Here is a 13,060-nt window from a genome sequence, read left to right as displayed (position 1 = left end):
GACCATCCGCCTGATGAAAACGCCCCATCCGCCTTTCCTCTGCCGCAGGCGAAGCCTAAGTCTGCGACCGGCCCGAGCGACGAGAGGAATCGTTTCGCCGGCGGCTGAAAGCGGAATCGAACTCTTAGACCTGCCTGCCAAACCCCTCTCGTTCCACGACAATCGCGCAAAGGAGAATCCGAATGCCGTTTTGTGAGTTAAGCGATGGAGCCCGCATCTGGTATGAGGAAGCCGGCAACCGCTCGGCGCCGCCCCTCGTCTTTTCAAATTCGCTCGGCACCAATCTCGCCATGTGGGACGCCCAGGTCGACGAGGCGGAGGGCGATTTTCGGGTCATCCGCTACGACCAGCGCGGTCACGGCCGCTCTCCCGTCCCGGCAGACGCCTTCTCCATGGAACGCCTCGGCCAGGACGTCGTCGAGCTCTTGGACCTTTTGAAGATCGACAAGACCGATTTCTGCGGCCTCTCCATGGGCGGTATGACCGGCATCGTCCTGGCGCGCGATCACCCGGCGCGATTTGGCAAACTCGCTTTGTGCAACACGTCCGCCCATATGCCACCAGCCGACCTCTGGAACGAGCGCATCAAGGCCGTCACTGACAACGGCATGGAAGCCCAGGTCGACGGCGTCACCGAACGCTGGTTCACAGCCACCTTTCGCCGCGACAATCCCGATGAAGTGGAGCGCATCGCAGAGCAGATCCGGGCAACCGAACCCGCAGGCTATGCAGGCTGCTGCGCCGCGATCCGCGACATGGATCTGCGTCCAACCCTGTCGGCGATCGAGGCGGACGTTCTCATCCTCATCGGCGACAGTGATCCCTCGACACCTCCCCAGGACGGCGAACTTATTGCCGACAACATCGCAGGCGCCCGCAAGGAGATCGTGCACGCAGCGCATTTGTCGGCCGTCGAAGCGCCGGCGGAATTCAACCGCGCTGTCTTCTCATATCTGCGCGGAAACTGATCGAAGGCCTCCGCGAATGCCGGAGCTCGCGACCTCGGGGCTTGCGAAAACCGCAGGCCCCGTACTGCACAAAGGACCAGCCCGGAATATTCACCGACCGCCTTCCCGGGCTCTATGGCCGATCGGCAACACCGTTTCGTGAACTGCACCTCGGCAGGCTCGTTCAATTGACGCCTGATCCTGCGGGGAAGATAGCTGCCCTCGATTGCGAAGTTCGCGGAAGCTCGAGGTGATTTGGATGCGTGGTCTTGGAACAGCCGTCTTCGGCATGGTCGTCCTTGCAGGCCCCGCTCTCGCCGCCGATCTTCCAGAAGCGCCCGCACCCTATGTTCCGGTCACATCTCCGGTGTCCGTGTCGCAATGGGAGGGCTTCTACACCGGCATGCATTTCGGTTGGTCGTCGGACAATATCGACGGTCGGACCCCCGCCGGCACCGACTTCTCCATGAGCGACCATGGCGGTTTTTCCGGCGGCGGACTGCGCGGCTACAACTGGCTCTTCGGCAATGTCGTCCTCGGCCTGGAAGGTGACATCACCATCCACGAGACCAAGACGGAAAATGCGTCCGTCTCAGTGGGCAGCGATTACATCTGGGATGCCGGTGTCTATGGGCGCCTCGGCTATACGTGGGGCCGCTTCATGCCGTACGTCATGGCCGGCGGCCGCGTGGCCGAGATCCATGGCCATTCTCTCGCGCCGATGACCCAGGGCGATGTGACCCGCCATCTCGGCTGGTCGGTCGGCGCCGGCCTCGAAGTTGCGGTCTACTATCCGATCCGCCTGCGCGCGGAATACCTCTACACCCGCTTCGGCGCCGAGGATTACGTCTTCAGCGGCGGCTCGACGGAGTTCGAGCCGGAGGCCCAGCAGTTTCGTGGCGCCATCATCTTCGCTCTCGGCAACGGCTTTAAGGACTATCCCGAAAGCTTCCTGACGAGGCCCGGAAACACCTGGTCGGGCTTTTACGGCGGTGCGATGGTCAGCGCGTCGATGCTCCAGGACGATGCAGAGATCGCCGGCCTCGGCAGCGATGATGCGAGCGACGGCAGCTTCGGCACGGGCATGTTCCTTGGTGCGAACTACCAGTTTGGCAATGTCGTCACGGGCCTCGATGCCGATCTCAGCCTCCGCGAGGGCGAATCGACATCGACCATCGCGGGCGTGCGGCTCGACAAGGAGCCGATGTGGGATGCGCATGTGCGCGGCCGTATCGGTTATGCCTGGGACCGGTTCCTGCCCTACCTCGCGGGCGGTTTTGCCATCACGCAAGTCCACTTCCAACAGGAAGGCACGTCTTCGCTCAATGTCGAGCCTGCGAAAGGCTGGACGGTCGGTGCTGGTGTCGACGTTGCGATTACCGATCACGTGTTTGGGCGGCTCGAGTATCTCCACGACGAATTCGAAGACGTGACCGGCGATGTCGTTGCAGGTGCGGCGAGCTTCGAACCATCTGTAGACACGGTGCGCGCCGGTATCGCCGTTCGTCTTCCATAATCTGAATATTTCAGACTTTCGTCGAAACCGTCACACCGTCCACCGCCGCATATTGTGCACAGTGTGACGGCTTGCTAAACGATTGACCTCTTTGGCGTTCGAGTGTTCCGCACTCGAACGTGAGCCTATAATAAAATAATGGCCATAAGAGGGGTACAATTAAAGAACGATGGAATATTTCGTTCAGCAGCTGATCAACGGCGTCACGCTCGGTTCGATCTACGGCCTTATCGCCATCGGCTATACGATGGTTTACGGCATCATCGGCATGATCAATTTCGCCCATGGCGATATTTTTATGGTGAGCGCCTTCATCGCTCTCACCGTTTTCTTGATTATGCTCGCAATCGGAGTGACGGCACTGCCGCTCATCCTGCTTGCAGTCCTCATCATCGCGATGATCTTCACCTCCGTCTGGGGATGGACAGTCGAGCGCATGGCCTACCGGCCGCTTCGCGGCTCCTTCCGCCTGGCGCCGCTCATCACCGCCATCGGCATGTCGATCACGCTGCAGAACTTCGTGCAGCTGACGCAGGGCGCGCGCGTTAAGCCGCTGCCGCCGCAGATCACCGGAGGTATCACCCTGATGCAGGGCGATGCGGAGACCGGCAGTATCGTGGTGCAGCTCTCCTACATGCAGATCATCATCATCGTCACGACCGTCGTTCTGATGGCCGGCTTCTCGATGCTGATCTCCAAGACCTCGCTCGGACGCGCTCAGCGGGCTTGCGAGCAGGATGCCAAGATGGCCTCGCTGCTTGGCGTCAACGTTGACCGGACGATCTCTTTGACCTTCGTCATGGGCGCCGCCCTTGCGGCCGTCGCGGGCGTCATGTTCCTGCTCTACTACGGCGTGATCGACTTCTACATCGGCTTCATCGCCGGCGTGAAAGCCTTCACAGCGGCCGTTCTGGGCGGCATCGGCTCTCTGCCCGGCGCCATGCTCGGAGGCCTCGCCATCGGTCTCATCGAGACCTTCTGGTCCGGATACTTCTCGGTGGAGTACAAGGACGTGGCGGCGTTCTCGATCCTGGCGATCACGCTCATCTTCCTGCCCTCCGGGCTCCTCGGCAAACCGGAAGTCGAGAAAGTCTGACATGTCCAACATAAACCAGGCAGGCAGCGCCGACGAAAAGCAGGCGCCAGGCGCCTTGGTGGAGTGGGAACAGCGCGTCGCCGGCTATGCCGGCGAGCCCCCCTTCGTCGAAGAACCGCAGCGTCTTTCCGCAATCGCCGCTGCCTTGAAGGATGCCGCCATCGCCGCCGCGATCGCAGCAGCTCTCTTCCTCTTTTTCATCGGCTTCCGCACCGACATCGCGATCGGTGGACTGGACCTGTCGACCCGCTGGCAAGCCTTCGGCACCGCCATCGTCGTCGTCTTCGTCGGCCGTCTCCTCTTTCGCATTCTGCTGTGGCGGCCGGCCACCAAGACCGGAACGAGGCCGCTTCTTCTGCGCGCCTTCGGCTCCGGCGAAGGCACACCGTTATCTGAGCATTTCGCGCGCCATTCGAAGTCGGTCGGAGTCGTGGCACTGGTCGCGGCGGTCCTCTACCCGGTCATCATCCTCGCCCTCTTCCCGATGAAGGATAAGCAGTTCATCGATCTGGGCGTGCTCGTTCTCACCTACATCATGCTCGGCTGGGGGCTGAACATCGTGGTGGGCCTCGCGGGCCTCCTCGATCTCGGCTACGTCGCCTTCTATGCGGTGGGCGCCTATTCCTTCGCCCTCTTCGCCCAGTTCTTCGAAGTCGGCTTCTGGTTCGCTCTTCCGATCGCGGGCATCCTGGCGGCCTGCTGGGGCCTCATTCTCGGCTTCCCGGTGCTGCGGCTTCGAGGCGATTATCTCGCCATCGTCACACTCGCGTTCGGTGAGATCATCCGCGTCGTGCTCTTGAACTGGTATACGTTCACCGGCGGGCCGAACGGCATCTCCGGCATTCCCGATCCGACATTCTTCGGGCTGGAATTCAAGCGGGGCGCGGAAAACCTGCCCGGCCTTCTCGGGATCGGCTACGATTCCGCCTACAAGCAGGCCTACTTCTTCTACATCATCCTGGCGCTTGCCATGATCACCAACCTGGTGACGCTCAGGCTCCGCAAACTGCCGCTGGGGCGCGCCTGGGAAGCCCTGCGCGAAGACGAGATCGCTTGCCGGTCGCTTGGCATCAACACCACCAATACGAAGCTGACGGCCTTCGCCATCGGCGCCATGTTCGGTGGCTTCGCCGGCGCCTTCTTCGCCACGCGTCAGGGCTTCATTTCGCCGGAAAGCTTCACCTTCATGGAATCGGCACTGATCCTGGCGATCGTGGTGCTGGGCGGGCTCGGTTCGCAGATGGGCGTCGTCATCGCCTCGATCGTCATGATCGGCGGCTTCGAGCTCTTCCGTGATTTCGCCGAATACCGCATGCTGATCTTCGGTCTTCTCATGGTGATCATCATGGTCTGGCGTCCCCGCGGCCTCATCGCCACGCGCGAGCCATCCGCCATTTTGAAGGAACGTCAGACGATCAGCGCCGATATGGTCTCTCAAGGTGAGGGCCACTGATGTCTGCAGCTCTCAAAGACAATGTCAGCGAGCCGGGACGCTGGGACGAAAGCCCGGTCCTCACGGTCGAAAACCTGACCATGCGCTTCGGCGGCCTCGTGGCCGTCGACGATCTCTCCTTCAATGTCGGTCGGGGCGATATCACCGCCCTCATCGGACCAAACGGTGCCGGCAAGACGACGGTCTTCAACTGCGTCACCGGGTTCTACAAACCGACCGAAGGGCGCATCATCATGCGCCACGGCAGCACCATCTCCGACGCGGAGGTCCGCAAGCTGACGGAAAGCGGTGAGCAATCGATGAGCACCGCCGAGGGAGCGATCTTCCTGCTGGAGCGGATGCCGGATTTCTGCATCTCACGCGATGCAAAGGTCGCCCGCACCTTCCAGAACATCCGCCTCTTCGGGGGCATGACGGTTCTGGAAAATCTGCTCGTCGCCCAGCACAACGCGCTGATGGCCGCCTCGGGATTCACCATCGGCGGGATCTTCAACCTGCCGGGGTTCCGTAAGGCAAGACAGAAGTCGATCGACAAGGCCGTCTATTGGCTGGAGCACATTCGCCTGAAGGAGCGCGCCGACGAACCCGCGGCCGCCCTGCCCTATGGCGACCAGCGCCGGCTTGAGATCGCCCGTGCAATGTGCACCGACCCGCAGCTTCTCTGCCTCGACGAACCGGCGGCGGGACTGAACCCGCGCGAATCGAGCGAGCTCAACGAGCTTCTTCAGTTCATTCGATCGGAAGCCGGCACCTCCGTGCTCCTGATCGAACACGATATGGGCGTGGTGATGGAGATTTCCGACCATGTCGTCGTGCTCGATTACGGCGAGAAGATTTCCGACGGCTCGGCCGATTACGTCAGAAACGATCCTTCGGTGATCGCCGCCTATCTCGGCGTCGAGGACGAGGAGGTCGCCGAGGCGGAAGCCGAAGCGGCAGCCGCAGCAGCGGCCGGACAGGCGGCGTCTGCCGGAGAGCCCGCAGGCGAGCAGGAGACGAAGCCATGACGGGCCAAAATCCGCTTCTCGCCGTTGAAGGCGTCGAGACCTATTACGGCAACATCATCGCCCTGCGCGGCGTCGATATCGCCGTCTTCGAAGGCGAGATCGTCACCCTCATCGGAGCCAACGGCGCCGGCAAGTCCACCTTGATGATGACGATCTGCGGCAACCCGCAGGCCCGCAAGGGACGCATCGTCTATGATGGCGAGGACATCACCCATCTGCCGACGCATGACATCATGCAGCGCTCCATCGCACAGTCTCCAGAAGGGCGCCGCATCTTCCCGCGCATGACGGTGATGGAGAACCTGCAGATGGGCGCTCTCGTCACCGACGGCGCGAGCTTCGATGCCGATCTTCAGCGGGTGTTCGACCTTTTCCCGCGCCTCAAGGAGCGTCAGCATCAGCGCGGGGGAACGTTGTCGGGCGGCGAGCAGCAGATGCTCGCGATCGGTCGCGCCTTGATGAGCCGGCCTCGCCTGTTGCTTCTCGACGAACCCTCCCTCGGCCTCGCGCCGATGGTGGTCAAACAGATCTTCGAAGTCATCAAGGAGCTGAACCGAGAAGAGGGCCTGACCGTGTTCCTCGTCGAGCAGAACGCGTTTCATGCGCTCCGCCTCGCCCATCGCGGCTATGTCATGGTCAACGGACAGATCACGATGTCGGGCACGGGGGTAGAGCTTCTGGCAAGGCCGGAAGTTCGGGCAGCCTATCTCGAGGGCGGCAGAAAAGAGGCGGCCGAATGAACCTGATCTGGGAAGTTTCGCTCACGGAATTCGCGCTCGTCACGCTCGTGCTCGGCGGGCTTGCGGCCTGGATGACAGGGCGTGCCGTCGCGCTCACCTGGGGCTCCTGGCTGCGTCTTGCCGTCTATATCGCGCTTCTGTCTCTGGCTGTACGCTTCATCCATTACAGCCTGTTCAACGGCACGTTTCTCTTGCCGCCCGCAGGCTTTGCGACGGGTCTTCACTATTATGTCGTCGACTTCATCGCATTGATGCTGATTGCAGCCGCGGCCCGGCAGATGAATCGCTCGCACCAGATGAGCGAGCAGTATAGTTTCCTTTACCACCGTTCAGGGCCGTTTGGCTGGAAACGTAAGGTCTAGGCATAGATCCGGATGTCAGCAAAAGCCGTACCATCCGGGAGGAGAATGGGCTTAGATCGAGACAATTGAGGTTCGCCTCAATCACCCGCACGTGCACCGCGGGTCTTTTAGATCATGGTGCCATCTAAGAAAGAGGGAGAATCCATTGAAAAAAGCAATGTTGGCAGGCGTCGCTTTGAGCTTCGCAATGACGGGTGCGGCATGGGCCGATATCACGATCGCCACGGTCGGGCCGATGACCGGCCAGTACGCCTCTTTCGGCGAGCAGATGAAGGCTGGCGCCCAGCAGGCGGTGGAAGACATCAACGAGAAGGGCGGCGTCCTCGGCGAGAAACTCGTTCTTGAAATCGGCGACGACGCCTGCGACCCGAAGCAGGCTGTGGCCGTCGCCAACCAGATGGCCGGCAAGGGCGTCGTCTTCGTAGCAGGCCATTTCTGCTCGGGATCGTCGATCCCGGCTTCCGCAGTTTACGCGGAAGAAGGCATCGTCCAGATTTCCCCGGCTTCGACCAATCCGACGTTCACGGACGAGCGCCCGAACCCGGACGGCGGCACCTACCGCGTCTGCGGCCGTGACGACCAGCAGGGCAAGGTCGCCGGCGAATTCATCGCCGAGCATTATCCGGACAAGAAAGTCGCCGTCATCCACGACAAGACGGCTTACGGCAAGGGCCTCGCCGACGAGACCAAGGCGGCGATGGAAGCGGCCGGCAAGAAGGCCGACATGTACGAGGCCTACACGGCCGGTGAAAAGGACTACACGGCCCTCGTTTCCAAGCTGAAGCAGGAAGGCATCGGCGTCCTCTATGTCGGCGGCTATCACACCGAAGCCGGCCTGATGGCGCGCCAGATGAAGGATCAGGGCATGGATGTGCAGCTGATCTCCGGCGACGCCCTCGTCACCGACGAATACTGGGCCATCACCGGCGATGCCGGCGAAGGCACGATGATGACCTTCTCGCCGGATCCGCGGAAGAGCGAGACGGCCGCCCCGATCGTGAAGAAGCTGGAAGATGCCGGCAAGCCGACCGAAGGTTACGTCCTCTACACCTACGCCGCGATTCAGGCCTGGGCTCAGGCAGTCGAAACGGCCGGCGCGGCCGATTATGACGAAGTCAACGAGGCTCTGAACACCGGAACCTTCGACACGGTTCTCGGCGAGCTCTCCTTCGACGACAAGGGCGACGTGTCGCTGCCGGGCTACGTCTTCTACGAATGGCACGACGGCAGCTACGATTACCTCAACGCGGGCGACGAAAAAGCTACCGAAGAGAAGAAATCGTAAGCGCGTTAACCCGCTTTTTCGATCGGCCCCGGCGGTATCTCCGCCGGGGCTTTTCTTTTGCCTGCCGCTGCGTTTTGATCCGGCATGAATCGTTATCCGGTACCCTTTTCTGGAATGCCGGCAGGTCTGCGCATTGGCCACGCTTCCGATGAAACTCTGAAATCGGGCGTCACTGTCCTCCTGCCGGATGAACCTGCGGTGATGAGCGCGCATATCGGCGGCGGCGCGCCCGGAACGCGCGAGCTCGGCCTTGCCGAGCCGGAAGCGAGCGTGTCGAAAGTCGACGCGATCGTCCTGTCAGGCGGCTCCGCCTTCGGGCTTGCGGCGGCCGATGGCGCCATGTCCTTTCTTGCGGAGAACGGTCGCGGCTTCGAGGTGGCGGGGCTTCGCGTCCCGATCGTTCCGACAGCAATTTTGTTCGATCTCGCCAATGGCGGGGACAAGAGCTTTCTTCCGGCAAAAGAACGAGCGGCTGTCGCCAACCCCTACCCCGAATTGGCCTATCGCGCCTGCGCCTCCGCTCTGGAAACGGCGCCGGGGGGAGCGGTGGAGGTGGGAACTCTCGGAGCCGGCACGGGTGCGACGACCGCCAATCTGAAGGGCGGGTTCGGCCATGCCGGCGAGCAACTCGCCTCGGGCGCCACCATCGCCGCCTTCGTCGCGGTCAATGCCGTCGGTGCCGTGACGTTCGGCGACGGGCCTCATTTCCGTGCAGCCCCTTTCGAGGTCGACCACGAATTCGGCGGCCTCGGTTTTCCAGGCACAGCCAGTCCGGAGACGGCCGCACGCATCACGAAATTCGATCCGACACCGGCCGCCAATACGACGATTGCCGTCATTGCGACCGATCAGCCGTTGACGAAGGCTGAGGCAAAGCGCCTTGCTATGGTCGCACATGACGGGTTTGCTCTGTCGATCTATCCGGCCCACACACCCTTCGACGGCGACACGGTCTTCGCATTGTCCACAGGCAAAGCTCAAACGGATCCGAACATGGAGCCCCTTTCCATGATGCTGGAGCTCTGCGCAGCTGCCCCAGTGGTTCTGGCACGGGCGGTCGCTCGCGCCGTCTACTGGGCGACAGACACGCAAAGCGATCGTCTCCCGACCTGGAAAGGGCGTTTTGGCGATACGGCTTGAGCGGCCGGAGACCTAAAAATTAGCTTCCGCGGCGGGAGGAGAGAATAACGTGCAGAGGCCTCAGGAGATTGAACTTGACCCAGGCGAGATTCGCATTCTGCGGATCATGCAGCGCGATGCGTCCCTGTCGGTGGCAGATATCGCGCGCGAAGCGGGGATGAGCCAAACGCCGGCCTGGCGGCGCATCAAGCGACTGAAAGAAGAGGGCATCATCCGCGCTGTGGTGGCGCTGGTGGAGCGCAACGCGGTCGGGCTCGATTTCGTCGCGTACGCCTTCGTCAAGCTCGGCGTGCCGAGCCGGCAGAACATGGAGAAATTCGACAAGCTGGTGAATTCCTGGCCGGAAGTGCTTGTCTGCGAGCGGGTAACGGGTGCGGTCGATTATCTGCTCAAGATCGTCACCACCGACATCCACACCTATGACTGGTTCCTGCGCTCCAAGCTCCTCGACAACGAGCTCGTCACCGATGTCCAGTCGCGCATCGTCGTCGCCACCGTGAAAGACACCCCGTCCCTGCCGATCCGGGAGGCGTGAGGGCAACCGCCTATTTCTTCTCCGCATTCTTCGCATCCAGCCGTCGCCGGGCGCCAATCTGAAATCCGCAGGCTTCGATCCTTCTCGCCCCCCTCATGAAAGAGCCTGGAGACGGCGCCGACAGATTTGAGCACTCCTCGCCTCCGCGACGGATCTCGCCACTCGTGCTCCGGCTAATCACAAGCATGGAGTTTCGCCGGCCTCGCTAACCGCAGGCTCAGGCCTCGGCGTCGCAGGCGCACTCGGCCTCGAGGAGGCCGACCAGGCTCTTGCCGCGTGTCCACTGGATCGCCATCCAGCCGGCGTCACGCGCAGCTTCGACATTTGCGCGCATATCGTCCACGAGAACGGTGTTCCGGGCGACCGACCCACTCTGCTCCAGAGCGGCGTCGAAAAAGGCTCGGTCGGGCTTCCTGACGCCGAGGGCGGCCGAATAGACGATCCCATCGACATGTTCGCCAAGGCGAAGATGCTCCAACAGGTAGCGCGCCCGCATATGCTCCTGGTTCGTCGCAAGAAACACGAGCATGCCGTGGCGGCGCAGATTGTCCGCCTCCGACAAGAGAGCCTCGTCGAGCAGATTGTCGTGGGCAAACCAGTAATCGACGAAGTCCTGCGGTGCGAGCCAGGGCGCCACAGGCGGCAGACACCTCTCCAGCACGTCCAGAAGCTGCTTTTTGCCGACGATGACATCGGCCCAGTGTGGCTCGAAAAAGCAGGTCTCCAGGATCGCAGGCGTGACACCGAGATCGCGCTCCACGTTCTCGACCCAGGAATCTCCCTCAGGATGCCCGTGGACGAGAACGCCGTCGACGTCGAGCATGAGACACGGCTTCACACTTTTTCTCCTTGAAGCAGCCGACTTGCTGTCCGCACCTCCGCGTCTACCATCTCATGCCGTTCCCGCAAGAATCGCAGCTTTCATTTTCCCGTGCAGGCGCAATCCCATCGGTCACCCGCCCGCCCTCATACCTATTGCGAGGCCGGAAGCGCCAGCAAGCGGTGCCGTTGCCGTTGCCCCAGCCCGATACCGTCATTAAACGGAAGGGCGATTGAAGGAGCCTTCCCATGATTCCGCGCTATGCACGCCCCGAGATGGTGGCGATCTGGTCGCCCGAGACGAAATTCCGCATCTGGTTCGAGATCGAGGCGCATGCCCTCTCCGCCATGGCCGAAATGGGACGCGTGCCCAAGGACGCTGCGGAAAAAGTCTGGGAAAAGGGCGGCTCCGCCACCTTCGATGTGGAGCGCATCGACGAAATCGAGCGCGAGGTGAAGCATGACGTCATCGCCTTCCTCACGCATCTTTCGGAGATCGTCGGACCGGAGGCGCGTTTCGTCCATCAGGGGATGACCTCGTCCGACGTCCTCGACACCTGTCTCTCGGTGCAGCTTGCGCGCGCGGCAGATCTTCTGCTCGCGGATCTCGACCGTTTGCTCGACGCTCTCAAGGCCCGCGCCTACGAGCACAAAGATACGCCGACGATCGGCCGCTCGCACGGCATCCATGCCGAGCCGACGACCTTTGGGCTGAAGCTCGCCCAGGCCTATGCGGAGTTTGCCCGCAACCGCGAGCGCCTCGTCGCAGCACGCGCGGAGATCGCCACCTGCGCCATCTCCGGCGCCGTCGGCACTTTTGCCAACATCGACCCGAAGGTTGAAGAATACGTCGCCGAGAAAATGGGGTTGAAGCCGGAACCCGTCTCCACGCAGGTGATCCCGCGCGACCGCCATGCCGCCTTCTTCGCCACGCTTGCCGTCATCGCCTCCTCGATGGAAAGGCTCGCAACCGAAATCCGGCATCTACAACGCACCGAAGTGCTGGAGGCGGAGGAGTATTTCTCGCCGGGCCAGAAGGGCTCTTCGGCGATGCCGCACAAGCGCAATCCGGTTCTGTCGGAAAACCTCACTGGCCTCGCCCGCATGGTGCGTGCCTTCTCCGTGCCGGCCATGGAGAACGTGGCACTCTGGCATGAGCGCGACATCTCGCATTCTTCCGTCGAACGCATGATCGGCCCCGACGCCACGATCACGCTCGATTTTGCTCTCGCCCGCCTCGCCGGCGTCATCGAGAAGCTCGTCGTCTATCCCGAGCGCATGCAGCAGAATCTCGACAAGCTTGCCGGCCTGCACAATTCGCAGCGCGTGATGCTAGCCCTCACCCAGGCCGGCATGTCGCGAGAAGATTCCTACCGCCTCGTCCAGAAGCACGCCATGAAGACATGGGAGCGCGGCGCCGACTTCCTGTCGGAGTTGAAGGCCGACCCGGAGGTGACTCAAAAGATTCCGGTTTCCGAGCTCGAGGCGATGTTCGATCTTGGCTATCACACCAAGCATGTGGACACGATCTTTGCCCGCGTTTTCGGCGCAAACTGAGCTGCACGACACCCTCCCACCGCTTCACCAAGTCTCGAGCGCATGAAAGCCCGCGAAGCCGATATTTTGATCCATCCCGGCCTCTACGGTCCGAAGCCCGACAATTGGTATGCGCGTTGGGCGAGACAGATAGGGACTGCGGAGATGATCGAGCAGGACTGGTCGCGACCCGACCGGTCCGATTGGACGGCCAATCTGATCGCCGCGGTGAAGCTCGCCAAAAGACCGGTCGTGCTCGTCGGCCATTCCGCCGGCGCGCTCACCATCGTGCATGCGGCTGCGCATCTCGCTGGTACGGCGGTGCGTGCGGCCTTTCTGGTGACCCCGCCAGACTTTGATCTTTGCGGCGACGAGCTCCCGGAGGGGCGCACGTTTCTCCCGGTTCCAAGAGAGCCAATGCCCTTCCCCACCCTGGTCGTCGCAAGCCGCAGCGATCCCTATTGCGCCTTCGAGACGTCGGAAGACTGGGCCGCTGCCTGGGGCGCTCTTTTCATCGACGGCGGCGAGTCCGGCCACATGAACTCAGACTCCGGTCACGGGCCCTGGCCGGAGGGCCTGATGGTCTTCGCCCGCATGATGGGACAGCTCTGACGGCCTCCCGGT

13 protein-coding genes are annotated in these 13,060 nt (G+C 62.2%); 12 read left to right on the top strand and 1 reads right to left on the bottom strand.

The window, feature by feature from the left end:
- The first annotated feature begins 182 nt into the window (after positions 1-182).
- The 10 genes from pcaD (at position 183) to EO094_RS08030 (ending at position 10,081) form a co-directional block, all read left to right on the top strand.
- Positions 183-968, top strand: a complete 786-nt coding sequence (gene pcaD, locus EO094_RS08075) for a 3-oxoadipate enol-lactonase (protein ID WP_128291694.1) — start codon at positions 183-185, stop codon at positions 966-968.
- Positions 969-1,206: 238 nt separating this feature from the next.
- On the top strand, positions 1,207-2,463 hold the full coding sequence (locus tag EO094_RS08070) for an outer membrane protein (protein ID WP_128291693.1): 1,257 nt from the start codon (positions 1,207-1,209) through the stop codon (positions 2,461-2,463).
- Positions 2,464-2,632: 169 nt separating this feature from the next.
- Positions 2,633-3,559 carry an ABC transporter permease subunit gene (locus EO094_RS08065; protein WP_128291692.1) on the top strand — a complete coding sequence of 309 codons (927 nt, stop codon included), beginning with the start codon at positions 2,633-2,635 and terminating at the stop codon, positions 3,557-3,559.
- A 1-nt stretch (position 3,560) separates the two neighbouring features.
- Complete coding sequence (gene livM / locus EO094_RS08060; RefSeq protein ID WP_128291691.1) at positions 3,561-5,012, top strand: high-affinity branched-chain amino acid ABC transporter permease LivM; 1,452 nt, start codon at positions 3,561-3,563, stop codon at positions 5,010-5,012.
- Positions 5,012-6,019 (top strand): ABC transporter ATP-binding protein, encoded by a 1,008-nt coding sequence (locus tag EO094_RS08055; protein ID WP_128291690.1) that lies wholly within the window; start codon positions 5,012-5,014, stop codon positions 6,017-6,019. Before livM ends, EO094_RS08055 begins: the two co-directional genes overlap by 1 nt.
- On the top strand, positions 6,016-6,759 hold the full coding sequence (locus EO094_RS08050; protein WP_128291689.1) for an ABC transporter ATP-binding protein: 744 nt from the start codon (positions 6,016-6,018) through the stop codon (positions 6,757-6,759). Before EO094_RS08055 ends, EO094_RS08050 begins: the two co-directional genes overlap by 4 nt.
- A complete protein-coding gene (locus tag EO094_RS08045) occupies positions 6,756-7,121 on the top strand; it encodes a DUF6867 family protein (protein ID WP_128291688.1) in 366 nt (121 codons plus the stop codon). Before EO094_RS08050 ends, EO094_RS08045 begins: the two co-directional genes overlap by 4 nt.
- A 145-nt stretch (positions 7,122-7,266) precedes the next feature.
- Positions 7,267-8,406: a branched-chain amino acid ABC transporter substrate-binding protein gene (locus tag EO094_RS08040; protein ID WP_128291687.1), complete on the top strand. Its 1,140-nt coding sequence runs from the start codon at positions 7,267-7,269 to the stop codon at positions 8,404-8,406.
- 84 nt (positions 8,407-8,490) lie between these two features.
- Complete coding sequence (locus tag EO094_RS08035; protein WP_128291686.1) at positions 8,491-9,546, top strand: P1 family peptidase; 1,056 nt, start codon at positions 8,491-8,493, stop codon at positions 9,544-9,546.
- Positions 9,547-9,595: 49 nt separating this feature from the next.
- Positions 9,596-10,081 carry an Lrp/AsnC family transcriptional regulator gene (locus EO094_RS08030; RefSeq protein WP_261214090.1) on the top strand — a complete coding sequence of 162 codons (486 nt, stop codon included), beginning with the start codon at positions 9,596-9,598 and terminating at the stop codon, positions 10,079-10,081.
- Between the two features lie 217 nt (positions 10,082-10,298).
- Here EO094_RS08030 and EO094_RS08025 read toward each other — a convergent pair whose 3' ends face one another.
- Positions 10,299-10,919 carry an HAD-IA family hydrolase gene (locus tag EO094_RS08025; RefSeq protein WP_128291685.1) on the bottom strand — a complete coding sequence of 207 codons (621 nt, stop codon included), beginning with the start codon at positions 10,917-10,919 and terminating at the stop codon, positions 10,299-10,301.
- Positions 10,920-11,149: 230 nt separating this feature from the next.
- On the opposite strand from EO094_RS08025, the gene purB reads away from it, so the two are divergent.
- Positions 11,150-12,457, top strand: coding sequence for an adenylosuccinate lyase (purB, locus tag EO094_RS08020; RefSeq protein WP_128291684.1), 1,308 nt, complete (start codon positions 11,150-11,152; stop codon positions 12,455-12,457).
- A gap of 42 nt (positions 12,458-12,499) precedes the next feature.
- A complete protein-coding gene (locus EO094_RS08015; RefSeq protein ID WP_128291683.1) occupies positions 12,500-13,048 on the top strand; it encodes an RBBP9/YdeN family alpha/beta hydrolase in 549 nt (182 codons plus the stop codon).
- Positions 13,049-13,060 lie beyond the last annotated feature (12 nt).

Origin of the sequence: Afifella aestuarii (assembly GCF_004023665.1) — a bacterium.
Classification (GTDB): domain Bacteria; phylum Pseudomonadota; class Alphaproteobacteria; order Rhizobiales; family Afifellaceae; genus Afifella; species Afifella aestuarii.
The sequence above is the reverse complement of the archived record's forward strand: the minus strand, read 5'-3'. Positions and strand labels throughout refer to the sequence as shown.